General features: G+C 60.4%; 20 protein-coding genes, 2 pseudogenes and 1 riboswitch. Of the genes and pseudogenes, 14 read left to right on the top strand and 8 right to left on the bottom strand.

Annotated features, from left to right (window positions below; all coding sequences use genetic code 11):
• Window positions 1-131: 131 nt before the first annotated feature.
• The 3 genes from NKJ08_RS24255 to NKJ08_RS24245 form a co-directional block, all read right to left on the bottom strand.
• The gene (locus tag NKJ08_RS24255) at window positions 132-380 is read right to left on the bottom strand and encodes a DUF982 domain-containing protein (RefSeq protein WP_352603772.1); all 249 of its coding nucleotides are present in this window, start codon (window positions 378-380) and stop codon (window positions 132-134) included.
• Between the two features lie 37 nt (window positions 381-417).
• A complete protein-coding gene (locus tag NKJ08_RS24250; RefSeq protein WP_352603770.1) occupies window positions 418-2070 on the bottom strand; it encodes an MFS transporter in 1653 nt (550 codons plus the stop codon).
• A gap of 487 nt (window positions 2071-2557) precedes the next feature.
• A complete protein-coding gene (locus NKJ08_RS24245) occupies window positions 2558-3469 on the bottom strand; it encodes a DMT family transporter (protein ID WP_352783672.1) in 912 nt (303 codons plus the stop codon).
• Window positions 3470-3605: 136 nt separating this feature from the next.
• Here NKJ08_RS24245 and NKJ08_RS24240 point away from each other — a divergent pair, with 136 nt between their 5' ends.
• The gene (locus NKJ08_RS24240) at window positions 3606-4493 is read left to right on the top strand and encodes a LysR family transcriptional regulator (protein WP_352783711.1); all 888 of its coding nucleotides are present in this window, start codon (window positions 3606-3608) and stop codon (window positions 4491-4493) included.
• 282 nt (window positions 4494-4775) lie between these two features.
• Here the strand turns inward: NKJ08_RS24240 and panC are convergent, their stop codons facing one another.
• Both panC and panB read right to left on the bottom strand, forming a co-directional pair.
• A complete protein-coding gene (panC, locus tag NKJ08_RS24235; protein ID WP_352783670.1) occupies window positions 4776-5669 on the bottom strand; it encodes a pantoate--beta-alanine ligase in 894 nt (297 codons plus the stop codon).
• A 16-nt stretch (window positions 5670-5685) separates the two neighbouring features.
• On the bottom strand, window positions 5686-6510 hold the full coding sequence (gene panB / locus NKJ08_RS24230; RefSeq protein ID WP_352783668.1) for a 3-methyl-2-oxobutanoate hydroxymethyltransferase: 825 nt from the start codon (window positions 6508-6510) through the stop codon (window positions 5686-5688).
• A gap of 337 nt (window positions 6511-6847) precedes the next feature.
• Between panB and NKJ08_RS24225 the strand changes: the two genes are divergently transcribed.
• The 6 genes from NKJ08_RS24225 to NKJ08_RS24200 all read left to right on the top strand — a co-directional run bounded on the left by NKJ08_RS24225 (window position 6848) and on the right by NKJ08_RS24200 (window position 13256).
• Window positions 6848-7816: an NUDIX hydrolase gene (locus NKJ08_RS24225; protein ID WP_352783666.1), complete on the top strand. Its 969-nt coding sequence runs from the start codon at window positions 6848-6850 to the stop codon at window positions 7814-7816.
• A 65-nt stretch (window positions 7817-7881) separates the two neighbouring features.
• On the top strand, window positions 7882-8856 hold the full coding sequence (nadA, locus tag NKJ08_RS24220; RefSeq protein WP_352783664.1) for a quinolinate synthase NadA: 975 nt from the start codon (window positions 7882-7884) through the stop codon (window positions 8854-8856).
• On the top strand, window positions 8853-10394 hold the full coding sequence (locus NKJ08_RS24215; protein WP_352783662.1) for an L-aspartate oxidase: 1542 nt from the start codon (window positions 8853-8855) through the stop codon (window positions 10392-10394). The genes nadA and NKJ08_RS24215 overlap by 4 nt, the downstream gene beginning before the upstream one ends.
• A complete protein-coding gene (gene nadC, locus NKJ08_RS24210) occupies window positions 10394-11275 on the top strand; it encodes a carboxylating nicotinate-nucleotide diphosphorylase (RefSeq protein ID WP_352783660.1) in 882 nt (293 codons plus the stop codon). Before NKJ08_RS24215 ends, nadC begins: the two co-directional genes overlap by 1 nt.
• 52 nt (window positions 11276-11327) lie before the next feature.
• On the top strand, window positions 11328-11528 hold the full coding sequence (locus NKJ08_RS24205; protein WP_352783658.1) for a hypothetical protein: 201 nt from the start codon (window positions 11328-11330) through the stop codon (window positions 11526-11528).
• Between the two features lie 255 nt (window positions 11529-11783).
• The gene (locus NKJ08_RS24200; protein WP_352783655.1) at window positions 11784-13256 is read left to right on the top strand and encodes an NAD-dependent succinate-semialdehyde dehydrogenase; all 1473 of its coding nucleotides are present in this window, start codon (window positions 11784-11786) and stop codon (window positions 13254-13256) included.
• A gap of 216 nt (window positions 13257-13472) precedes the next feature.
• Here NKJ08_RS24200 and NKJ08_RS24195 read toward each other — a convergent pair whose 3' ends face one another.
• Complete coding sequence (locus NKJ08_RS24195) at window positions 13473-13745, bottom strand: hypothetical protein (RefSeq protein WP_023762395.1); 273 nt, start codon at window positions 13743-13745, stop codon at window positions 13473-13475.
• A 334-nt stretch (window positions 13746-14079) separates the two neighbouring features.
• Here NKJ08_RS24195 and NKJ08_RS24190 point away from each other — a divergent pair, with 334 nt between their 5' ends.
• Window positions 14080-15735: an MFS transporter gene (locus tag NKJ08_RS24190; protein ID WP_352783653.1), complete on the top strand. Its 1656-nt coding sequence runs from the start codon at window positions 14080-14082 to the stop codon at window positions 15733-15735.
• Window positions 15736-16330: 595 nt separating this feature from the next.
• Entirely contained in the window at window positions 16331-16759 is a 429-nt protein-coding gene (locus NKJ08_RS24180) for a hypothetical protein (protein WP_352783652.1), read from the top strand.
• 297 nt (window positions 16760-17056) lie between these two features.
• On the opposite strand, the pseudogene NKJ08_RS24175 reads toward NKJ08_RS24180, so the two are convergent.
• Window positions 17057-17206 (bottom strand): annotated as a pseudogene (locus NKJ08_RS24175) (class I tRNA ligase family protein); the annotation flags it as partial.
• Window positions 17207-17227: 21 nt separating this feature from the next.
• The gene (locus NKJ08_RS24170; protein WP_502906351.1) at window positions 17228-17638 is read right to left on the bottom strand and encodes an EAL domain-containing protein; all 411 of its coding nucleotides are present in this window, start codon (window positions 17636-17638) and stop codon (window positions 17228-17230) included.
• Window positions 17639-18577: 939 nt separating this feature from the next.
• Here NKJ08_RS24170 and queC point away from each other — a divergent pair.
• The 5 genes and pseudogenes from queC to thiC all read left to right on the top strand — a co-directional run.
• Complete coding sequence (queC, locus tag NKJ08_RS24165; protein ID WP_352783709.1) at window positions 18578-19276, top strand: 7-cyano-7-deazaguanine synthase QueC; 699 nt, start codon at window positions 18578-18580, stop codon at window positions 19274-19276.
• Window positions 19276-19632, top strand: a complete 357-nt coding sequence (gene queD / locus NKJ08_RS24160; RefSeq protein ID WP_352783649.1) for a 6-carboxytetrahydropterin synthase QueD — start codon at window positions 19276-19278, stop codon at window positions 19630-19632. The genes queC and queD overlap by 1 nt, the downstream gene beginning before the upstream one ends.
• Window positions 19629-20360: a 7-carboxy-7-deazaguanine synthase QueE gene (gene queE / locus NKJ08_RS24155; protein WP_352783707.1), complete on the top strand. Its 732-nt coding sequence runs from the start codon at window positions 19629-19631 to the stop codon at window positions 20358-20360. The genes queD and queE overlap by 4 nt, the downstream gene beginning before the upstream one ends.
• 132 nt (window positions 20361-20492) lie before the next feature.
• Window positions 20493-20934 (top strand): annotated as a pseudogene (locus NKJ08_RS24150) (Ros/MucR family transcriptional regulator).
• A gap of 769 nt (window positions 20935-21703) precedes the next feature.
• Window positions 21704-21820, top strand: a riboswitch (TPP riboswitch).
• Between the two features lie 103 nt (window positions 21821-21923).
• On the top strand, window positions 21924-23713 hold a 1790-nt coding region (gene thiC, locus NKJ08_RS24145), incomplete at its 3' end, for a phosphomethylpyrimidine synthase ThiC (RefSeq protein ID WP_352783646.1).

Below are 23713 nucleotides of genomic sequence, written 5' to 3'. Positions count from 1 at the left end.
TCTGGGCGTTGATGTTTGCCTAGTAGGAAGAGAGCGGTCAGCTGTCATCCTGCACCATAAGGAATAGCGAATGTCGGTCGGAAGATACTCCTCGGCGCCTGGAACAGTCTGGCGCGGGCTCCCGGCATCCATCAATCGCCTCGCAAAATGTTTGCTTCGCGCGCGGCCGTCACAAACGCGCCTCGGGCGGCGGTGGAATGAGCTTCACCCCGCAGTACCTTCAGGCAAACGTCCATAGCTGCCCTGCGCTTAATCGTCTGAGTTCCAAAGTCTCGCATCAAGATGGAGGCTGCGTCAGTGACATCGACCACAATACGCTCTTTGCCATGGCGGCTAATTTGGATGATGACCGGCCTCGCAAATTTCACCAGGCCAGTCATGCGGCGCTTCCTTTTTCGACCATTGACGAGCCTGTGATCATAACCGCGAGAAGAAGCCCGTGGCTTGATCTCGCCTGCGGGCCGCCCCCGTCGGTCTCTCAATCGAAAGCTTGGCATGAGGCGGAGCACCGCCCATGTTCAATTCAAGCAGTTGCCGGTCCAACGCCTGGTCGGCAGTCGTGAGCCGGTGGTTTAGGCGCAAATAGTCCATCCACGTCGGCGTGCGGAAAGTCTCGGTCCAAAGCGATGGATCTTGAAGATCGCGCTGCAGATGCCAATGCCGGGCGCCGGCACGGCTTTGTACCCGTCGTCGTTCCTGCATCCAGCCCAAGAACGCCTCGACATTTGTCTCCGCTATTGCGTACTCGATCTTGACGACAATTGGCCCGCTTCTCGGTTTCAATTCGAGTGCGAGCTTCGGGGTTTCGAAGCCAAAGGGATCATGATCGGCGTCTTGCCATTGCCGGATCGGCAGCAGAAGGCCGGAAGCAGCGACCACCACCAAGGCAGCCGCGGATATTTCCAACGCTGTGGCCAGCGAATAATTCTCCGCTACCGTGCCCCACAGCCAGCTGCCGGCTGTCATGCCGCCTGACGACAAGGCATAGTAGATCGAGAGCGTGCGGCCAACGACCCACCTGGGGCTTGACAACTGAACGCTGACGTCAAGCCCTGTCCAGGTGACTACCCAACCTGCGCCCCCGAGTGCCAACGCGATGGCCGCGACGGTCACTGAAGAAGTGAAGGCGAGAGAGAGGCAACACGCCGCACAGGCAATCGATGCAAGAGTGGTCAGCCGTTCCTGGGACAGCGATCGTCTCAACATATTGTTACAGATGCCGACGCCTAAGGCGCCTGTTCCAAAGCCCGCCATCAGGACGCCGTAAGCGATCGGCCCACCGCCTAGCTGGTCGCGAGCAACAAGAGGCAGCAGCGCGAGTATGGAAATGCTGGTCAGGCCGAAGAGCGTGCCACGCGCAATCGCCGCTTTGATCTCTGTGGAAAGGGCCGTGAAGCGCGCACCGTCATGGATGGCCGTGGTCAACGGCTCGCGCGGGAGCGGTGAGGCGCGAACATCCCACTTCCTGCGTCCGATGGTCCACAGCAGCGCCAAGTAGGTCAGAGTCGCCACAACAAAGGCGGTCAGAGGCCCAAATGTAGCGACGACGATGCCGCCAAATGCTGGGCCGACGCTTCTAACTGCGTTGTATCCAACTGAGATGAGCGTCACCGCCGCTGGGACCTCGCGCTTTCGCAAAATGTCACCGACCGAAGCATGCCATGCCGGATCGGTAAAAGCGGCGCCGACGCCGGCCAGGCAGCTGAATGCAAGAACCGTCCACGGGTCGAGAATTCCAAGACCTGCAAGAATGGCCAGCATCGCTGAGGACAAAGCTATTACCGACCAGCCGGCAAACATCAGGCTGCGGCGGCTGAAATTGTCCGCAAGGGCGCCAGCGAAGATCGACAGGATGAATATCGGAAACGTCGTCGACGCCTGCACCAAGGCGACCATCACGTCCGAGTTCGAGATCGTCGCCATCAGCCAACTGACGGCAACGGTTTGCATCAGCCATCCAAGGCTTGAGACCTGCGTGACTAGCCAGATCGACCGGAAGGTTGGGTTCTCGAGCGGCGCAAACGTCGGCGACGAAGTCGAAGTCGCATCTTCGCGCGCCACCCTGCTCATGAGGCTGAGCCTCCCTCAATCTGTCTTGTGTTAGTAACGCCTCGGCCCGGAAGGCCATTGGAGGACTGGCACCATAAGCGCATTCAAGTCATGCAGCGCAAGGCTATTTCTTGGGCATTCGGTGTGTGGCCGATGAGATCTTTTCATTTGGCAGAATGCTGTTCCAGACTCATGGAAATTGTTCCTCGACGATCGTTTCGAACCAGCCGCACATTTGCCGGGAAGGTGGGGCGCGGCCGAGCCTGCTTAAGAACGCGCTAGACAATCTGCCGCCTCGTATGCCGAACACGCGCTTGCGATTAGCGTCAAGAAATCGCGGTGCTTCAAACCCTGCTTCAGGCGATTTTCGCGGGATGCCTGCAATCAACTGTGAGTCTGGCTTGGGCGCACCCCGGCCGCGTTCGTTGCACCGTCGTCGGTGCAGGTGCAGCGGTGCCAGCAGCGACCGTTCCAACCGAAGATCGCTGAACTGGGTGCTCCAGTCCGGCTAATGTCGAATGACGATGATGCCGGCGAGTGCGATGAGACCTATGCCGAGCATGGAAGCGCCGTCCAGACGTTCCGAGAACAGCAGGACGCCCCACAACACCGCAAATGCCAGATAGGAAAAGTCGCAGGTTGAGATTATGGCCGACGGTGCCCACTGGTACGCGACAGCAGTGCCGACGCTGCCGATCAACATTGTGATACTTAGCAGCACCATCAGCCCCCATTGGCTCCAGCCCATCGGTACCCACTCGCCTATCATCAGACTCTGCCCGCCATCGCTGCCCGCAATTATTGCCGCCAGGCTTGCCCCACCTGCCACAATGATCGCGATCAGATTGAATGTGAGCGCCAGAACGAACGGGTTTTCAGCACGGGTCCTGGTCCGCGTCAGCACCATCGCCAGGGCATAGAGAATGGCAGCAGCCAGGGGCATGAGGGTGTGGGTACTGATGTCGCCGGCCTGCGGCTTCAGCATGAGCAGTACCCCTACAAACCCGAGCGCAACTCCGAGCCAACCTTGCAGGCCGACAGGCTCGCGGACCCAGAGGGCCGAAAATAGGGTAATGAACAGCGGGATCGTATAGTAGACCGCGGCCGCTATCGAGAAATCGAGGCGCGAAAGCGAAGCGTAGTAGATCAGCAGACTGGACAGAAGCAGGCTGCTTCGAACCGTGGCCCAGCCAGGTCGAGCTGGGCTCAGCGATACCCGAGGCAACCTCCATTTCATCATAAAGATCAACAAGGGGACGGTGACGCAGGACCGCAAGAAGATGAATTGCGACAGTGGCATGTCCGAGATCGTGATCTTGATGATCGCATCTGCGATCGAAAGCGCCAGATCAGTCAAGATCATCGCCGCCACGGCCATGCCTACTCTGTCGGTCCCGATGGTCGTCTGACGGATCGACATGTCCACATTCCCTTTTCGCTACCACTTCCACGCTACCCAGCCGAGAGCGTTCCAACAATTCCGATCGTACGGACATACTGTCCGTGTCATTGTACAATCGGCAAGAACACCAACGGGGATGCGTCGCTTGGATAGCGTGGACGACATGATACTTCTGGCCGAAGTCGCTGAAACGGGCAGCTTTACGCGCGCCGGGGAGCGGATTGGGATGCCTAAGTCTACGGTCAGCCAGCGTATCGCCCAGCTGGAGGCACGTTTGGGACTGCGGCTCCTCAATCGTTCCACCCGGCACGTAAGCCTCACCGGCAGCGGTCAAGTCTATCTCGAATACTGCCGCCGCGTTCGTGCAGAGGTTTTGGCCGCGAATATGGCGATGACCAATCTGAGGGAACAGCCTGTCGGGAAGCTGAAGATCACCTGCCCGGAGGTGACCGCCACGTATTTCATGCCGAGCTTTCTACACGGATTTACTACCCAGTTTCCCGGCATCGCCATCGAGTTGATCGCCACAAACCGGCATCTCAACATCATCCGCGAGCGGGTTGATTTCGCCTTTCGCGTTGGCACAACCACAGGTCAGGACATAATCATTCGGCGTATCTCCTCCATAAAACGGGTGCTTGTGGCCGCGCCAGCATTTCTGGCAAGTGCCATTCCTCTTCGGGAACCGACCGATCTGCTCCGGCGGCGCTGTCTGGTGCATGATGCGCAGCCCGAATGGGTATTCTCGTCGGACGACACACCGCTCGTTCTACGGCCACCGCCTGCCGCGACCTCGGATTCAATGGGATTCCTATTGCAATCCTGCATCGCCGGAGACGGGGTTGCACTCCTGCCCGCTTATGTGTGCCAGCCGTCTGTGGCCGTCGGCCGCCTCGTAGAATTATTCCCGGGCTGGGAAATCCCACCCTATGAAATGATGCTAATTTTCCCGCACCTGAAGAACCATTCCAAGGCGCAAGTGGCATTTCGCGATTATGTGAATGCCTTTGACTTTTCACGGTTCGCCGCTGGGACACCCTGATCGACTTGGCCGCGATCCCAAAAAAACTCACGGGCAATTCGGATCAGGGAAGCCCCGCGGCGGTCACTGATTGCCGCATGTAGTCGGCTTTCGGGATTACACCAACCAATCAACGGTGCGGCCTGTTTTGCAGCGAGACGCTCTGGTGGTGGGCGCCTACTTCAAGGGCGCAGCTAGTCAGACCCCGCGTGGTGCGTAAGATCGTTCCGAGGTGGCTGCTAGGGCATCTGTTCGTGACCAGCTTGCAGGCGCTCCTATTGTGCCTCGAGCAAAAAAGGATGCTTACGCGGCGGCCGCGGCCTCCACGAAACCTTTGACCCTGCCTCGTGGTGACCACACTTCGACATTGTCGATCAGCCGCGTCTGGCCAAGCCAGGCGGCGACGAGCAGTCGCGCCGGTCGGTCCGGGGCGGCCACCATGGCGAGGTCCTCGTCCGCACGCAGCTCAAGATACTCGACCTGCGAAAAGCCTGCAGAGAGAATGGCCTGGCGTGCTTCATCGAGCACACGATCGATGCAGCGGTCGCGGTCCAGCCGTCGCGCTGTCTCGAACAGGATACCGGCCAGGCGGGGTGCTGCTTTTCGTTCGGCGGCAGACAGCCGCGCGTTGCGCGACGACATCGCCAGTCCATTCTCTTCGCGTACCGTCGGGCTCGCGATGATGTCGATCGGGATGTCGAGATCGCGAACAAGCCGGCGCACCACATGCAGTTGCTGGAAATCCTTTTCGCCAAAGAAGGCCATATCGGCACCGGTCTGGAGAAAAAGCTTGGTGACGACGGTCGCCACCCCGTCGAAATGACCGGGCCGGAATGCGCCGCAAAGGCCTTCGCTCAGCGCGCTCACCGAAACCGTCGTGGCAAAGCCTCGCGGATACACATCCGCCGCGTCGGGCGCGTAAAGGATGTGGGCGCCGAGCGGCGCCAGTTTGACGGCATCGTCATATTCGGTGCGCGGATAGGCAATGAGATCCGCAGGACTGTTGAACTGCTTCGGATTGACAAAGAGCGTGACGATCACCCGATCGGCCTTTGCGAGCGCGGCCCGCACAAGGCTGAGATGACCCTCGTGGAGAGCGCCCATGGTCGGCACGACCGCCACCTTCAAACCATCCCGGCGCCACACGGCTACTATGCTGCGCAGTTCAGCAACTGTCCGAATAATGGGAATGCCCACGTTGGATCTCCTCTTTTCAGGTCTTCGGCTCGTCCCCGAACACGTGTTCTGCCGCTGGAAAGCGGCGCTCACGAACGTCCTGGGAGTAGGCCGAGACTGCCGCGGAAGCCGCCTCGCCCAGCTCGGCGTATCGCTTGACGAATTTTGGACGAAAGGCGCCGAACAGGCCCAGCATATCGTCAACGACCAGGATCTGGCCGTCGCAGGCCGGCGAGGCGCCAATGCCGATGGTCGGGATCGCGATCTCCTGCGTGATCCGCCGCGCCAGGGCTTCAGGTGTCTTCTCCAGCACGACCGCGAAGGCGCCAGCTTCGGCCACCGCGACCGCATCACGCTGGATGCGGTCACCATCGTCGCCCCGCCCCTGGACGCGATAGCCGCCGAGTGCATTCACCGCCTGCGGCGTCAGCCCCACATGAGCCATCACCGGCACGCCACGCGCAGCAAGGAAGCGTATCGTCGCGGCCATGCTTTCGCCGCCTTCAAGCTTGACCGCCGCGCAGCCAGTTTGCGCCATCACGCGAGCAGCATTGCCAAAAGCCTGTTCAGGACTTTCCTCATAGGAGCCGAAGGGCATGTCGACGACCATCAGCGCCCGTTCGAGGCCCCGCCGCACCGCCTGGCCGTGCAGGATCATAATTTCGAGCGTGACGCCGAGCGTCGAAGGCAGGCCGTGAAGCACCATGCCGACGCTGTCACCGACAAGCACGACATCGCAGTGAGCATCGACCAGTTGTGCAATGGGCGTTGTATAGGCAGTCAGACAGACCAGCGGCGTCCCACCCTTGCGTGCCGCAATGTCCGGTGGGGTCAAGGCCCTGATTGCTCGCGTTGCGCTCACCGACTTCCCTCACGTAACGTCAACCCGAAGCCATCTGCCACAAATTTGTGCAGATGCGAAGAAGAAATTGCAGTGCACAATAATTTGCTGACTATTTATTCCGCAAGCTGCGACGCCGCTTCGAATGAGCAGGAGTGCGAAAGCGGGGCTCTTGTCTCGCGCCCAGTCCAGTTCCCTTGCGTCACTGCTGAGCGGCTTCGCGTTTGCGACACTCTTGTGTAGACCGAAGGTCTAGGCCTTTACGGAGAGTGTGGTGTTGACAGGCTAATGGGGCTGCGACACGCTGGTTAAATCGATTGAGAAGCTTCTCAGGGAACTCTGCCCAACCCAGGCAACCATGGACGATCGCCCAAAAGCAACACGCAACGGTAGGGCCGCCGCCAAGGCCAAGCAAGTCGAAGCGGAGCTGATTGCCGTTGTCGTGTCCGTCAATGACGGTGAGCCAGCGGTCCTCACCATCGGGCAGGGGGATTGCCTGCCCTCGGGGCCGTTCGCGCTGGAGCATCGATCGCTGCAGTCAGGTTTAAGGACGTGGGTCGAGCAGCAGACCGGTCATCCCCTTGGCTATATTGAGCAGCTCTATACGTTCGCTGATCGGGACCGCGCAGATGACGGGCGTCAGCAGCGCGTCATTTCCATCAGCTATCTCGCTTTGACTCGGAAGGAACATGCCACCGGCGCATCCACCTGCGCCTGGCGGAGCTGGTACGATTATTTTCCGTGGGAGGACCACCGCCTCGGAGTGCCGAAACTGATTGCGGATGTTCTGAAGCCGCGTCTGCTTGCCTGGGCGGCCGATGCCGAGCAAAATGCGACGCGCAGTGAGCGGCGGCGGCGGGCTGCCATTGCTTTCGCGTTCGAGGACCGGCCCTGGAATGAAGAGTTGGCGCTCCAGCGCTATGAGCTGCTTTACGAGGCGGGTCTGGTGGCAGAGGCCACTCGCGACGAACGGTCGATCGCATCCGACTCAACAGCCGGGACAACGATGGTTGCCGACCATCGCCGCATCCTGGCGACCGGCCTTGCGCGCTTGCGCTCGAAGATCAAATACCGGCCAGTTGTCTTCGAGCTGATGTCTCCTGTGTTCACGCTGCTGCAGCTGCAACGGACCGTGGAAGCCCTGGCAGGCCGGCTGATCAACAAGCCCAACTTTCGCCGATTGATCGAGCAGCAAGAGCTGGTCGAAGAGACTGGCGAGACGTCCCTGGATACGGGCGGCCGGCCGGCCAAGCTCTATCAGTTCCGCCATGCCGTGCTGGACGAAACAGCCGTCGCGGGGACAAAATTGCCGCTGGCCCGGGGTTGACACGCTTATAGTCAACGTAGATATATTCCCCTTATAGTCGAACAGATTATAATCGGGAGGCGCCGGTGAGTGGCACGCTACCTTCGGCCGCGTCCCTGTATCAGCGTGTCCAGCGCATCATCCCCCCAGTGGAATGGGCAGCTTTCAGCGATGACGTCGAGGCCATTCTGGCGCTCAAGCGTGATCGCAAGGCCGTCATTCTAGCCCACAACTATCAAACACCCGAGATCTTCCACTGCGTGGCCGATATCGTCGGAGACAGCCTGGCGCTGGCTCGCAAGGCAATGACGGTCGATGCGGACATCATCGTGCTGGCCGGCGTGCATTTTATGGCTGAGACGGCAAAGCTCCTCAATCCGGACAAGACGGTGCTCATTCCGGATCTCGGCGCGGGCTGCTCGCTGGCTGACTCGATCACGGCGAACGATGTGCGGCTGATGCGGCAACGCTATCCTGGCGTGCCGGTCGTGACCTACGTCAACACGTCCGCCGCCGTAAAGGCCGAGTCGGACATCTGCTGCACTTCGGGCAATGCGTTGGCGGTCATTGAGTCGCTCGGCGTGGGGCGGGTGATCATGCTGCCCGACGAGTACCTGGCAAGGAATATCGCGGCACAGACTTCGGTCGAGATCATCGCCTGGAACGGCCATTGCGAAGTGCATGAGCGCTTCACGCCAGCCGACATTGGCGAGCTGCGGGATGCCTACCCTGGCGTTACCGTGCTTGCCCATCCTGAATGCCCGCCGGAAGTTGTCGCGGTTGCCGATTTCGCCGGCTCGACTGCGGCGATGTCGGATTTCGTCGGACGGCACAAGCCTGCGCGCGTCGTGTTGATGACCGAATGCTCAATGAGCGACAACGTGGCCATCGAGCACCCCGACGTCGAGTTCGTGCGCCCCTGCAATCTCTGTCCGCATATGAAGCGTATCACGCTCGCCAACATTCGCACGGCGCTGCAAGAAACCCGCCACATCGTGACCATCGATGCTCGAGTGGTTGATGGTGCTCGGCGTGCGGTCGAGCGGATGCTTGCCGTATGACGCCAGAGGTCGGCGACATCAGGGGAGCGCCCGTGATCATCGGCGCTGGCGTTGCCGGGCTGATGACCGCGCTTCATCTGGCGCCGCATCCCGTTTACCTTCTGTCCCCGACGCGGCTCGGGACCGAAACCTCCAGCACACTCGCGCAAGGCGGGCTGGCGGCAAGCCTCGGCGCTGACGACAGTCCAGACCTCCATCTTGCAGACACGCTTGCTGCAGGTGATGGCCTCTGCGATGAAAGTGTGGTCAGACGTATTTTGAATGCGGCGGACCGAGCCATTGAGAATTTGATGGACCTGGGCGTCGCCTTCGACTGCTCGTGGGACGGGACACTGCGGCTCGGGCTCGAGGCAGCGCATTCCCGTCGCCGGATCGTCCATGCCGGGGGAGACTCTACGGGCCGCGAGCTTGTACGCGCGCTCATCATCGCTGTGAGGCGAACGCCTTCGATCACAATTCTGGAAGGCATGGAAGCCCGCCGGCTCATTGTGGAAAATGGTGCGGTCAGCGGCGTGCTGGCGGCAAAAAGTGCACAGGCGATTGTCTTTCCGACCCGCCGCGTCGTTCTTGCAACCGGCGGTATCGGCGCGCTGTTCAGAGACACGACTAACCCGCCCGGCTCATTCGGGCACGGCCTGGCGCTCGCCGCCTGCGCTGGTGCCGAACTCGCCGATCTGGAATTCATCCAGTTCCACCCGACCGCGCTCGACGTTTCGCAGCGGCCCATGCCGTTGGTGAGCGAAGCGGTCCGCGGCGAAGGCGCAGTCCTGATCAATGAGCGTGGGCACCGCTTTCTGTCCAACACGCCTGGCGGCGAACTCGCATCCCGCGATGTGGTCGCCCGGGTCGTATGGCAGCAGCTTGCCACAGGACATCGTGTCTACCTTGACGCCCGGCAGTCCCTTGGCCCCAGATTCGCCAAGCGCTTCCCGGCTGTTGCCCGGCATTGCCTGGGCGTCGGGATCGATCCTGCCCTCGAGCCGATCCCGGTTCGCCCGGCGGCACATTATCAAATGGGCGGCGTGGCCGTGGATGCCGCGGGCCGCAGCACGGTGCCGGGCTTGTGGGCTTGCGGTGAGGTTGCCTGCACCGGTCTGCACGGCGCCAACCGGCTTGCCAGCAACTCGCTGACCGAGGCCGTGACGACCTCGTTATGGGTCGCCCAAAGCGTAGCTGCCGCTCCTGCAGGCTGGCAGTGGCCAAGGCTTGTCGCGACGGCACCCCCGCGGCCCGACCCCTCCTCCGTTCGCCACGTGGTCTCGAATGGGCTCGGTGTTATACGGGACGGGCAAGCTCTATCCGACACCGTGGAAACGCTGCTGCCGATCGCGGTTCGCAACACTGCCGCTTCCGATCCCGCCTTGATCGCGCTGATGATCGCTATTGCAGCGCTTCGGCGCGAGGAAAGCCGCGGTTCGCACTACAGGTCGGACTTCCCCGCACGCAGCGCGCAGGCCCGGTCTTCGCGCTTGACCCTCGCCTCAGCAATGACGGTTGCGGCCGAACTTAGTCTGCGGCCCGCGGAAAGGAGTGCCTGATGACGTCACCTCCACCTCTTCCCGGTATCGTAATCGAACCGATCGTGCGTAGCGCTCTTCTTGAGGATCTCGGCAAAGCCGGCGATCTTACCAGCGACGCGATTGTGCCTTTTGACTGCAGGGCCACCTTTGCGTTCAGAGCACGGCAGTCTGGCGTTCTCGCTGGGCTTGATCTGGTAGCCTACGCTTTCATGCTTGTTGATCCGTCGATCGACATACGTTTTGGACGCCTGGACGGCAGCAGGGTCGCGGCGGGTGAGACCATTGCAACGGTGAGTGGACCGGCGCGTGGGATGCTTGCGGCCGAGCGTACAGCGCTCAATTTTCTCTGCCATCTCAGCGGCATTGCTACGGCAACGGCCGAGATCGTCGAGGCGGTGCGTGGACAGAAAGCAAGGATCGTGTGCACGCGAAAGACAACGCCCGGCCTGCGCGCGCTGGAAAAATACGCCGTGCGCGCCGGCGGCGGCGCCAACCATCGCTTCGGGCTCGATGATGCGGTGCTCATCAAGGACAATCACATCGCCATTGCCGGCGACATCCGCACGGCCATTGAGCGCGCGCGCGCCGCCGTTGGGCATATGGTCAAGGTCGAAGTTGAGGTCGACACCCTGGACCAATTGGAAATCGCGCTAAGCGCCGGGGTCGACGCGATCCTGCTGGACAATATGTCCGTCAGGCAACTCACCCGGGCGGTCGCAATGGTCGACGGCCGCGCGACCACCGAGGCCTCGGGGCGCATAACCCCGGCAACGGCACCGGCCATCGCGGCAACGGGAGTCGACCTCATTTCTGTTGGCTGGCTTACGCATAGCGCGCCAATCCTCGACATCGGCATGGATGTGCCGGTCGAAGCATGCGTCCAGAAGCATCTGAATTGATGAGAGCGCGTTCAATCAAGGTGGGGTCAATTGTGGCAGCAGGGTTCGTGCTATGAAAAAGAAGGGACTGGTTACCAACCGTGGCGAGGCACTTGCCTTCATCAGTGCCAATCTCAAAGAACTGCATCTGGTGGCAGCCTCTCACAAACTGCACTTGCTGGGATACCTTCTTGGGATGGCCTACATCGAATCGTACGAGATGGTGCGCAAGGAGCGCTCTTATCGTCAAATCAAGATCGTAGATCAGGGATAGCGCCGCGCTGCTATTAGCCCTGTGCAGCTTCAGCTCACACGATCCAACCTTGAGCGGTTGGCCGCAACGATCAGTTGGAGTATTTGACAGCGCGGCAGGTGACTTCGTCTGCGCGAGCTCAAACGATATGGGTCGATGCCCAGAGTGGAACCGAGTGGGCCTAGTGGCCCTTCACCGAGGCCCTATGCGATAGCTGAGGCGCGCGGCTAAATCCAAAATACGTCGTGTTTAAACACGCATCGAGGAGGATACGCGTTGCCCCTGTACGAGCCACTGCTTCGCCACCTGAAATCGCGCGAGCTGTTCGGAGCCATTGACCAGGTGCCGGCTCTTGGCACCCCAGCAAGTGAGCGGACCTTCGAGGTATCAAACCCTTCGACCGGCGAGGTGCTGGCGGAATTGCCCGACATGGGTGTTGAGGAGACGCGCGCGGCGATCGACAAAGCCTACGTGGCGCAACCTGAATGGGCTGCACTGACACGCGAACGCAGCGACATTCTCTGGCGCTGGCATCAACTGATCGTCGACCACACCGACGATCTCGCTGCGATTCTCACTGCGGAGATGGGCAAGCCACTAGCCGAAGCGAAGTCTGAGGTGGCGCATGCGGCCGCGTATCTGCAATGGTACGCCGAAGAGGCTAATCGCATCTATGGCGAGACGATCTCGGCGCCCTCTGCAGACCGCCGCATGCTGGTTATCAAACAGCCGATCGGCGTTGTTGGTACGATTACGCCCTGGAACTTTCCGGCTTCAATGGTTGCGCGCAAGATTTCGCCGGCTCTCGCCGCCGGCTGCACCATTGTGCTCAAACCTGCTGAACAGACGCCCCTGGTGGCAGGTGCAATGTTTGCTCTGGCCCATCTTGCCGGCTTTCCCGAAGGCGTCGTCAACCTCATCTACGCCTCCGAAGGCGATACGGTCGGCCGCGAACTCTGCTCCAACCCCAAGGTCCGCAAGATCAGTTTCACGGGCTCCACCGAAGTCGGCCGATTGCTCATGCGCCAGTGCTCGGACCAGATCAAGAAAGTCGGTCTAGAGTTGGGTGGCAATGCGCCTTTCATCGTCTTTGATGATGCCGACATCGATGCTGCCGTCGACGGTGCGATCCAGGCCAAGTTTCGCAATGCCGGCCAGACCTGCGTTTCCGCCAACCGGCTTTACGTCCAGTCGGGCGTTCATGACGAATTCGTCGCCAAATTCGTGGAGCGTGTCCGTGAGCTTCAGGTCGGCGACGGCTTCGATCCAGGTGTCGCCATCGGTCCGCTGATCGACGGGCATGCACTGGCCAAGATCGAACTTCACATTGCCGATGCCTTGGCCAAAGGTGGCGCGATCCGATGTGGCGGCGGCCGGATCGGCAGCAATGGCAACTTTTTCCAGCCGACGATCCTCAGCAACGTCTCAAGGGAAATGATCCTGGCGCAAGAAGAGACCTTCGGACCCTTGGCGCCGATTATCCGCTTTGAGGATGCTGATCAGGCCGTGCGTGAGGCCAACGATACGATATACGGCCTCGCCGCCTACTTCTATGCTTCGAACCTGAAGCGTGTCTGGCGTGTGGCCGAGGCGCTGGAATATGGCATGGTGGGGATCAACACAGGACGCATGTCCTCAGAAGCCGCGCCTTTCGGTGGCATCAAACAGTCCGGCATCGGGCGGGAAGGTTCCCGCCACGGCCTCGAAGACTATCTTGAAATGAAGTACCTCTGCATGGGCGGCATCTGAGGCGGCGGGCGGCGATTGCCGCGATGAAGGCCAGCGGACGGCCGGACGCCACGAAATGGACCCGCAGTTTTCAGATTGGCGGAACAATCCACACCCAGTCTGCCTCATAAAGGGCCCCGGTTTTCCGCCTATTTTTTGGTGGTCGAACGTCGTCAATTGCCTTCGTCACTGTGGCGGAACGCGGCGCGATAGCCGGTTAGCAACAAGCTTTGGGCGTCATTTCTCTCTGGCGGAATCGACCCCTTCCGACAAAAGCCTGACCTTTGCCAGTCTTCTACGGGCCAGCGTTCGCGCCAAAAGTTCAAAGCCGCGTCCGTAACATTCAACAATGAAAGCCAGCGTTATCAGGTCGAGCAGAAAGTCGTCTATCGCATGCGTGAGCGCATCAGACCTTTGTTCGAATCGAAGTAGCAAGGCGCGCGCCTCTTCGATCGCGGCCCGGCAATCGTCTGCGCCTATCAGTGAATCGATCCTGTCGAAGATCTGCAAGCGTCCTCACTCTCCCTAAGCCACACGCAGCGCATCGAACGCCGCTGATGAATGAGTCTTCAACAAAGAACAGGGTCGCGTTTCGCGAAAAGGCATCGCTCGGCAAAGTGCGCGTTGATGAAGCCTGGTGCGTTAAGCGACAAGTGAATCCGACCTTAACAAGAAATCTTCGAAGGCGAGTGAGCCGGCCCACGCCCGCGTGCCGCGACCCTGATGCCGAGGAAACTGTGCTGCACTCGTCGGAGGCAAACAGTTCCTCTCTATTCTTCCAGCCGCCACGGTTCAGCCTAGATTACATGGGAAACGACAATAACGGAAAGCAAAGGTTCGCAAAATGAGTAGGGTGGCTGGATCAAACGAAGATTTGGCTGCACCAACGACCTTTGGGCCACTTTTGCAGCCCACCTTTCGTTCGATCTGGCTCGCGACGCAGGTTTCAAGCCTCGGCTGGTTGATGCAGACTGTTGCCATCAGCTGGCTGATGGCAACGATCTCGCCTTCCGATCTGATGGTTGCGTTGGTGCAGGCTTCATCGAACCTGCCCGCTTTCGTCCTGTCCGTCTTTGCCGGGGCTCTCGCCGACAATTTCAGCCGGCGCCGGGTCATGTTCGCCGGTCGGTGCCTTATGGTGATTGCGTCCGCGATGCTGACCGGGTCCGTGGCGCTGGGCTTTGTCAGTCCGTGGATGATCCTCGGCTTCAGCTTCTTGATCGCAAGCGGCGGTGCTCTCAATGATCCGGCCTGGCAAGCGTCGGTTGGCGATATCGTGGATCGACGCGATGTTCCCGCTGCCGTCACCCTGCTTTCTGTTGGCTTCAACACCGTCCGGACTGTGGGCCCGGCGCTCGGTGGCATTGTGGTTGCCTCATTTGGCCTTATGGCGGCATTCGCCGTGACCACGCTCACCTATTTCGTACCCTTGGCCACTATTTGGCGCTGCAAGTGGAAGGTTCGCTCGTCCCCTCTTCCACGCGAGTCGATGAGGACGGCGATCTATGACGGGCTGCGCTTCACGGCGATGTCATCGGAAATCAAAGCGGCGATTGCGCGCGGAACCCTCTTTGGCCTGGCGAGCATCGCCATACTCGCGCTGCTGCCGGTGGTTGTCCGCGACCAGCTGGGAGGAGGCCCGCTTGCCTATGGCGCCCTCATGGCCGGCTTCGGGACCGGTGCCGTCTTCGCCGGCCTCTCCAACAGCCTGTTCAGACGGAGCTTGTCGCAAGAAAGGCTGATGAGGCTCTCATGCGTGGCCTGTGCGGCGTGTTCTCTCTCCCTGGCACTGACATCTTCGATTGGGGTGGCGGCAATTGCACTCGCCTTGGGCGGCGCGGGCTGGGTCACCGCCTGGTCCGGGGTTGGTGTGAGCGTGCAGCTGGCGAGCCCGCGCTGGGTCGTGGGGCGCACCATCTCGATCTACTATGCTTTGATAGACGGCGGCATCGCGCTCGGCAGCTGGGTGTGGGGCACGGTGGCCGAAAACCATTCGCTGACCTGGGCGCTGGAGGGTTCCGCTGCCTCCCTGCTGTTCGTCGCTGCAGCCGGCGTTCTCTTTCCTCTTCGCGAGCGCCGCGACTCCGAGCCCGATCCTCTGGAGGAATTCGATGCCCCAGCTGTCTCTCTCAATCTGAAGCCGAGGAGCGGCCCGATCGTGGTCAAGGTCGAATATCTGATAGCCGAGAGAAATCTCGAGGCCTTCCTCGACCTTATGCGGCAGCGGCGCCATGTACACAGCCGCGTCGGTGCTCGGAACTGGACGCTCCAGCGGAACCTGCAGAAGCCTATGCATTGGATAGAAACGTTTCGCACGCCGACCTGGACGGACTACCTTCGCATCAATCATCGTCTGACGGAAGTGGACAAGGAACTGGACGAGCGTGTCTTTCAGCTGCACGCGGCCGAGACCCCACCTCAAATGACACTTTCCATCGAGCGGCCGACAAGCTCGGCCCGCAAGCCCGAGCACTCAGCTTTTCGCCATCCCCGTCATTGAAGCCTGGCCGGCACAAATCTGGGGCTCAGCAATTGTTGACTGCGAGCGCGATCGATCAGCCCCGCCGTGAAGAGCCTCGACTGCCAAGCCGCCGCGAGTTGTCTATGAAACAGGACTGCAGTGGACACACTCCCCGTCCGCATCGCTCAGCACTCGCGGCATGGATCGTTTCTGGTCGGGCGGAGCCGGTCGCGCCTTTCCGGCAGGACCATCTCGTCGAGGAGTTGCGGGCCAGCCACGTTTCGGTGCGAGAGGCTTTTCGCCGCCCCCCTTGTATATACTCGGGTTTCGCTCCGCTGCGGGTTGCAACGAGCGACTTACCTCACCGCACAGAGCGGTGAGGCGAACGCCAATGATCGGCAGTCGAGCTTGGGGCTGCGCCAACACCATCAATCTCGCACGAGCAGTTACGCAATATCCTGTGTCCGCCCTTCAGAAGGCGACGAGCAATTCTATCCGGCAGGACCTGGCTTCTCTAGAGCGTGCCGGAAGCGGACAAAGGGGCGGACTAGATAAATGCGTGGGGACGGGTGGACGAAGGCGTACGATAGGATTAGACGACGTTCGCAAATCCCCCAAATCAGTCGAGAGCGCGATGAAGCAGCAGCGACCTTTTGTCGTCGAGATAAAACAGAAGCGTGGCCTGGTGAAGCGGCCAGAGTCGATCTGGGCCGGCATTGACCTGGCCGCCGTCGCGAACGATGTCGCGAAAGCGACCACGAAAGATGCGGCCGATGACGCGGTGCGGCAGCCGATTGTTCCAAGCGAAGATGTTCGTTCTCTGCCCGTGTTCACCACCGCTGAAGTAATATCCGACGCCCGGCGCTTGAGCATGCCTGACGTATCGCTTTCTGAGCCGCCAACCGTTGAGGAAGCACCGGTTCCGGATGCATCGCACGCACCGCATGGAAATCGACGAACACGCAGCAGGAAGCGATGGCAGAAAGATGTTCCTTTGCCGCGAGGTGAACGATGGAAGCGGCGCCTGCCATGGATGCTGCGCCAGAGCCGGCCTGAGCGGTAGGTCGACAGCGCCAGGATTGAAGCTGCTCTGCCGAACTGTCCACAAACGTAGGAAATCGCTTGTTTTCTGCTGGCGGAGCCTGAGACCGCAACGGCACGCGACTATCGCCGCGTGCCGAGCCTGGGTTTGAAATCTTCCTTAGGCTGCTTCGCAGATCCGGGCCGACGCAATCTTGTGGTTGGCATTTTGTCCCTCCGGCTCGCTGAGACGCTCACGTTCGGCGGCGACCACAGGGCGGCGATGGGCCGGTTGGGCATGCCGCGTACAAGCGCTCGCGCGACCAGTAGCAGGACGCGCCGAGAACACTTCGATATCCGAAATCGCGGTCAGCATCATCGGATCCCAGTTGACCAGTCGTGTATCGCGATAGATCAAGCCTTGCCTGTAGACCGTGACGAAGACTTCCAGAACGGCCTTCGACAGACCCTCGTCCATGGTGAAGCGTTCGAAGGGCAACGGGCCTGCAATTCAAGTATTTAGGTCCGGACTAGACGGCTCCGCGGCAATGCTAGGAATGTCGTCTATCCGGACAGGCTTCCCGATTAAATAGCCTTGAGCTTCATCGCAGCCGACGCGACGCAGATAGTCGAGCTGTTCGGAAGTTTCTACGCCTTCAGCTGTTACCTCAATTCGAAGCTCATGCGCCAGCTTAATCAATGATCTTACAATCGCTGCGCAGTCGGCATCAGTCAGCATATCCTGGACAAAAGATCGGTCGATCTTGAGCCGCGAAAGAGGCAGTTTGCGAAGGTAAGTGAGTGGGCGCCCTCTGACGGTTTGGATGCCCACCAACTCCTGCGGTGCCCGTCTGCGGCGAAATTCGAAGATACCGAAAACCGCAACGCTCCCTTGCGAAACCGCCGACCTAACGTGGTCCATGTTCGCTATCCGAGCGAAATCGTGACCCGTTCTGTCTGGCCCTAGTTCCGCTTCAATCTGGCCTGCGCGATGTCGAGGAAATGCTGCGATCGCGGGATCGTCGTTCCTACGAGAGCATCCGCCGATGGTGCCGAAAACATGGCCCTGATTATGCGCGCCGCATACGCCGCACGGCGCCGACGAAAGACCGTCTCGACACCTCGCGGTGGTCGAGGAAGCGTGGGATCCGGAGGCATCGCACCCATCGGCTGCAGTCAGATGGACCGCTAGAAGGAAGCGGCGGGCAGGAACATGTGCCTTTGCGACGAGGGGACGATGGAAGCGGCGCCTACCATGGGTGCTGCGCCAAAGCCGGCGTGGGCGGTAGGGCCGACTGCGTTAGGATTGAAAGCTGCCCTTTGTCGAGCCGTCAGATGACGGGCTGCGCATGGAGGATTCCGGCCGAACAACATTGTAGTTCGGATCGCACCCATACTGACAATCCACGCCGAGTTATTCCGCCACAAATCCCCAATTGACCTCCGGATAAACTCTACGCGTCGGATCACGGCGGCCGGGACAGCGAAGCAGAACTGAAAGCAAGCCCAGGTGTGATCGAGGTGACCGTCAGCGCCTGCAAGCGGCCCTTGGCCAGCGCCGATGGCTACCTGACCCGGGCGTTTCTTTCGCCTCTCATCGCAGCTTCAAGGTCCGCGGCCAGAGGGCGCCGCGCTATCGACGGTCGACGGCGACACAGTCAACACTAGCTGCTTCTGCCTGTTGGTCACCCAATCGCGCATAAAGGACAACTTGCGCAGTATTCCCTTTGGGCGCCACGAGCCGCAGAATCGTTGCGTTAAATTGCACCTTACGCATTCACAAAACCGCCCCCTTGGAGTACTGGGAGCGCAGAGAAATCTCCGGTCGCAGCCTTACCCGGTCAAAACAAGGACTCAAACCATGAATGCCCTCATCATCTGCTCCGGCGGATTGGACTCTGTTTCGCTCGCTCACAAGGTGGCGACCGAGCAGAAACTTATTGGCCTGCTTTCGTTCGATTACGGCCAAAGGCACAAAAAGGAACTCGGTTTTGCCTCTATCTGCGCCAAACGGCTGGGTGTTCCGCACCAGATCGTCGAAATCCGCGATGTCGGCCGCAAGCTGAGCGGCTCGGCGCTGACTGATAATGTGGACGTGCCCGACGGGCATTATGCCGAAGACTCCATGAGGATCACGGTGGTGCCGAATAGGAACGCCATCATGCTGGCTATCGCCTTCGGGGTTGCCGCCGCGCAGAAGGCCGATGTGGTGGCCACTGCCGTCCATGGCGGAGATCATTTCATCTATCCCGATTGCCGGCCCGCATTTGTCGATGCCTTTCAGACGATGCAGAACCATGCGCTCGCAGGCTATGCCGATATCCGCCTTTACGCTCCCTATGTGAATATGTCGAAGGCTGACATCGTCAGCGAGGGGGCAAAGTACGGTACGCCGTTCGAGGCGACTTGGTCCTGCTACAAGGGCGGCGCACGTCATTGCGGTCGCTGCGGGACATGCGTCGAACGGCGCGAAGCATTCGATCTGGCCGGCATTGCCGACCCGACAGATTATGAGGACGCAGACTTCTGGCTCCACGCCATCCAGACAAGGAGCGCGTGATGTTCCGCATTACCAAAGAATTCCACTTCTCGGCCTCGCATCAGCTCACCTCCTTGCCGCCAGATCATCAGTGCGCGCGTCTGCATGGCCACAACTATATCGTCGTGGTGGAGCTTTCAGGTGGCGAATTGAACGAACATGGCTTTGTGCGCGACTATCATGACCTCGCCGCACTGAAGCATTACATCGACGAGACGCTCGACCATCGTCACCTGAACGACGTGCTGGGGCATGACCAGGTCACGGCGGAATATCTCGCCAAACACCTCTACGACTGGTGCAAGGTGCGGCTGCCACAAACCTCCGCCCTGCGGGTGAGCGAGACGCCGAAAACTTGGGCGGAATACCGGCCATGACGTGCGTGTTGGATCCCGGAATTCGCGTGAGCGAGATTTTTGGGCCGACCATCCAGGGCGAAGGCATGCTGATCGGCTTGCCCACGGTGTTCGTAAGAACGGGCGGGTGCGATTATCGCTGTTCCTGGTGCGACAGCCTGCATGCGGTGGACAATCGCTTCCGCCATGAATGGAAGACCATGTCCACAGACGCGATCTGGCAAGAGGTCAATTTGCTTTCGGGTGGCCGACCAGTGATGGTGTCGCTCTCAGGAGGCAATCCGGCTATCCAGCCGCTCGGCGCGCTGATCGAACGCGGGCATCGTGAAGGCTACCGCTTTGCATTGGAAACCCAAGGCTCCGTGGCCAGAGACTGGTTCGCCGAGCTTGATGTCCTGGTTCTAAGCCCAAAGCCGCCATCGAGCGAAATGACGACCGATTGGACTGCGTTCGAGGCGTGCGTCGAGGCGGCGCGGGATAAGCCGCAAATCGTGCTCAAGCTCGTCGTGTTCGACGAAACAGACTACGGCTATGCCAAGGATGCCGCCGCGCGCTATCCGCAACTGCCCGTTTATCTGCAGCCTGGCAATCACACGCCGCCACGCCCTTATGGCGAAGAAGTTGATATGGACGGCATAATGAAACGCATGGAATGGCTAATAGAAACAGTGACCTGTGATAGATGGTTTGACGCGCGCGTCCTGCCGCAACTTCATGTTCTGCTCTGGGGCAACAAAAGGGGCGTCTAGCCCGCGCAGTGCTAGGGTGGCCCTGCGTCACCCCTGCATTTGGAGAAATCACGTCAATCGTAATTGAGACCCGATCAGTTCAGCACACTACAGCGCACAGCAAGTGGCACCACTGCTTAGGCGAAACCGCCTCTGACAGAAGAAGCCGGCAACAACATTGACGCCCTCATCGAGTTCACCGCTGATGTCGTCTCAGCATATGTCTCCAACAATCCGGGTGCCGGTAGGCGAGCTCCCTGCCCTGATCGGCCAAGTGCACGCAGCCCTGAAAGGCACGATCGGCAACGTTTCCGCAGAAATGCCGGACGCTCTCAAGCCTGCTGTGTCGATCAGGAAGTCGGTGACACCGAACTACCTCATCTGTCTTGACGACGGGAAGAAATTCAAATCGCTGAAGCGCCATCTGTCGACCCACTACGGGCTGACGCCGGACGACTATCGCGCCAAATGGGGTCTGCCTTCGGATTATGCCATGGTCGCGCCGAACTACGCCGCCACCCGCTCGGCCTTGGCCAAGACAATGGGTCTCGGCCGCAAACCGAACGAGCCGGAAAAGCCGGCGGCGGCAAAGTAGTCCCGCAAGAAGGCCGGAGCCTGAGTTAATCGCTCGAGGTTCCTTATGGCGCGGAGCAGCCATCGGCATAATCTGCCCGGAATATGAAAGGCGGGGTCAGCCCCGCCTTCCGTTGCAAAACAGCCGGGTTTCACAGGCAATCGCGAAGGCTTGCAGCACTGCTGACGGATCCCGGTTGGGTATCTTGCCGCGGCTGGCTAACATTAGTTGTGGGGTGGTCGACGCGGCCGTGGGAGCAGCATTGTTGGGATGTGCACGAAGCCCGCGTCGACCGAGGTCATTAGCCGCCTCGGTCTCCTATGCCGAATAAGACAGGGGGCGGAACCTGCTCAAACGCGCAATCGAACTTGTGCACGCCTATATATTTCGCACGCCTGAATTGAAAAGGAACCGTGCGTGGTCCGATTTGAATCAAACCGATGTGGTCCCTGACATTCAGTCGGTCTTTACCATTGGCTGCTAACTTTCGCGTAGCGGCAAGGTTCTGAGTACCGCGCAAGCCAAAAGGCTCGCTCCAGAAACGGAGCGGGCCTTTTTTTGCGTCATTTTGGGAAACGTACTCCAAGGATTGCTGCTGGCCTACAGGCTGGGCGAAACGGTCGAACGTGGCTGATCTGTTCGTGGACCCGCAATCGGTCCGACCTTATGCGCGACCGCCGCGGCCTCGTCAGAGTCATCGGTCGCGACTTTCCGCCCGCTTTGATTGCCCGCCGATCACCGCCGCAGCTCGAACGCACTTGACAAGATAGTTCCGGCCCGCTCAATTTGAGGTATTCACCAGGGGAGTCCCGGCAAGGGGCTGAGATACTGCTGGCTTTCGCGGCGCAGTGACCCGTTGAACCTGATCCAGTTCATACTGGCGTAGGGACGGTGCAAGCGCTTTGCGGGAGTTTACGCCCGAGGTCCTGTTTCGGCAGATCGCTAGAAGCGTCTTTTCATCCTTCCGGCACAGAACTGGGTCTCCAATGCATGAGCAAAGGAGCCTCAAGATGAATGCCCTCACCCCCGCCGTGTCGACGGGACCGCTGCCCGCCTCACGCAAGATCCACAAGTCCGGCGTCCTCTATCCGCACATCAAAGTGCCGATGCGCGAAATTGCCGTCCATCCGACGGCCGGCGAGCCGCCCGTCATCGTCTACGATCCGTCCGGCCCCTATACCGACCCGACTGTCGAAACCAGCATCGAAAGAGGTCTCGCCCGACTTCGCCAGGAATGGATCTTGGCGCGCGGCGATGTCGAGGCCTATGACGGCCGCCATGTCCGGCCCGAAGACAATGGATTTCTCACGGGCGAACGCCTAACGCCGGAGTTTCCAGTCCGTAACCGGCCGCTGAGAGCCAAGGCCGGCAAGGCGGTGACACAGCTTGCCTATGCGCGCGCCGGCATCATCACGCCAGAAATGGAGTTCGTCGCCATCCGTGAGAACCTCGGCCGCGAGATCCTGCACGGCAAGCTTGAGCGCGACGGCGAAGCCTTCGGCGCGGCGCTTCCCGATTTCGTGACGCCGGAATTCGTGCGTGACGAAGTGGCGCGCGGGCGGGCAATCATTCCCGCCAACATCAATCATCCCGAAAGTGAGCCGATGATCATCGGCCGCAATTTCCTGGTCAAGATCAATGCCAATATCGGCAACTCCGCTGTCACCTCCTCGATGGCCGAAGAGGTCGAAAAGATGGTCTGGGCGATCCGCTGGGGCGCCGATACGGTGATGGACCTGTCGACCGGCCGCAACATCCACAACATCCGCGACTGGATCGTGCGCAACTCGCCGGTGCCGATCGGCACGGTGCCGCTTTACCAGGCGCTCGAAAAGGTCGGCGGCATCGCCGAGGACCTGACCTGGGAGGTGTACCGCGACACGCTGATCGAACAGGCCGAACAGGGCGTCGACTATTTCACCATCCATGCCGGCGTGCGGCTGCATTACATCCCGCTGACCGTTGACCGGGTCACGGGTATCGTCTCGCGCGGCGGCTCGATCATGGCAAAATGGTGCCTGCACCATCACCGGGAAAGCTTCCTCTACGAGCACTTCGCGGAGATCTGCGACATCTGCCGCGCCTATGACGTCTCCTTTTCGCTCGGCGACGGCCTTCGTCCCGGCTCGATCGCCGATGCCAACGATGCGCCGCAGTTCGCCGAGCTGGAAACGCTTGGCGAGCTGACGAAGATCGCCTGGGAGAAGGATTGCCAGGTGATGATCGAGGGGCCTGGCCACGTGCCGATGCACAAGATCAAGCAGAACATGGACAAGCAGCTCGCCGTTTGCGGCGAGGCGCCGTTCTATACGCTTGGACCGCTGACGACCGACATCGCGCCGGGCTACGACCACATCACCTCAGGCATCGGTGCTGCCATGATCGGCTGGTTCGGCACCGCCATGCTCTGCTATGTCACGCCCAAGGAGCATCTCGGCCTTCCCGATCGCAACGATGTCAAGATTGGCGTGATCACCTACAAGATCGCCGCCCATGCCGCCGATCTGGCAAAGGGCCATCCGGCGGCGAAAGTCAGGGATGATGCCCTTTCCCGAGCGCGCTTCGAGTTCCGCTGGGAGGACCAGTTCAATCTGTCGCTCGATCCCGAAACCGCGCGGTCCTTCCACGACCAGACCTTGCCCAAGGAGGCGCACAAGCTGGCACATTTCTGCTCGATGTGTGGGCCGAAATTCTGCTCGATGCGTATCTCCCACGACATCCGTGCCGAGGCGCAGAAAGAGGGCATGGCGGCGATGGCGGCGAAATACCGCGAGGGCGGCGATCTCTACCTGCCGGCGGA

It is taken from the genome of Mesorhizobium sp. M0244 (genome assembly GCF_040321795.1).
Classification (GTDB): Bacteria; Pseudomonadota; Alphaproteobacteria; order Rhizobiales; family Rhizobiaceae; genus Mesorhizobium.
Note: the sequence above shows the minus strand (reverse complement) of the source record. Positions and strands in the feature narration are given on the sequence as shown.

Bases quoted from the DNA above. Each gene is read 5' to 3' on its own strand.
- NKJ08_RS24250 (WP_352603770.1), bottom strand. From the start codon at position 2,070: ATGAGCAGGGTGGCGCGCGAAGATGCGACTTCGACTTCGTCGCCGACG.
- queD (WP_352783649.1), top strand. From the start codon at position 19,276: ATGTTCCGCATTACCAAAGAATTCCACTTCTCGGCCTCGCATCAGCTC.
- nadC (WP_352783660.1), top strand. From the start codon at position 10,394: ATGACGTCACCTCCACCTCTTCCCGGTATCGTAATCGAACCGATCGTG.
- NKJ08_RS24245 (WP_352783672.1), bottom strand. From the start codon at position 3,469: ATGTCGATCCGTCAGACGACCATCGGGACCGACAGAGTAGGCATGGCC.
- NKJ08_RS24215 (WP_352783662.1), top strand. From the start codon at position 8,853: ATGACGCCAGAGGTCGGCGACATCAGGGGAGCGCCCGTGATCATCGGC.
- NKJ08_RS24190 (WP_352783653.1), top strand. From the start codon at position 14,080: ATGAGTAGGGTGGCTGGATCAAACGAAGATTTGGCTGCACCAACGACC.
- queE (WP_352783707.1), top strand. From the start codon at position 19,629: ATGACGTGCGTGTTGGATCCCGGAATTCGCGTGAGCGAGATTTTTGGG.
- NKJ08_RS24170 (WP_502906351.1), bottom strand. From the start codon at position 17,638: ATGGACCACGTTAGGTCGGCGGTTTCGCAAGGGAGCGTTGCGGTTTTC.
- NKJ08_RS24225 (WP_352783666.1), top strand. From the start codon at position 6,848: ATGGACGATCGCCCAAAAGCAACACGCAACGGTAGGGCCGCCGCCAAG.
- NKJ08_RS24205 (WP_352783658.1), top strand. From the start codon at position 11,328: ATGAAAAAGAAGGGACTGGTTACCAACCGTGGCGAGGCACTTGCCTTC.
- NKJ08_RS24180 (WP_352783652.1), top strand. From the start codon at position 16,331: ATGAAGCAGCAGCGACCTTTTGTCGTCGAGATAAAACAGAAGCGTGGC.
- queC (WP_352783709.1), top strand. From the start codon at position 18,578: ATGAATGCCCTCATCATCTGCTCCGGCGGATTGGACTCTGTTTCGCTC.
- NKJ08_RS24255 (WP_352603772.1), bottom strand. From the start codon at position 380: ATGACTGGCCTGGTGAAATTTGCGAGGCCGGTCATCATCCAAATTAGC.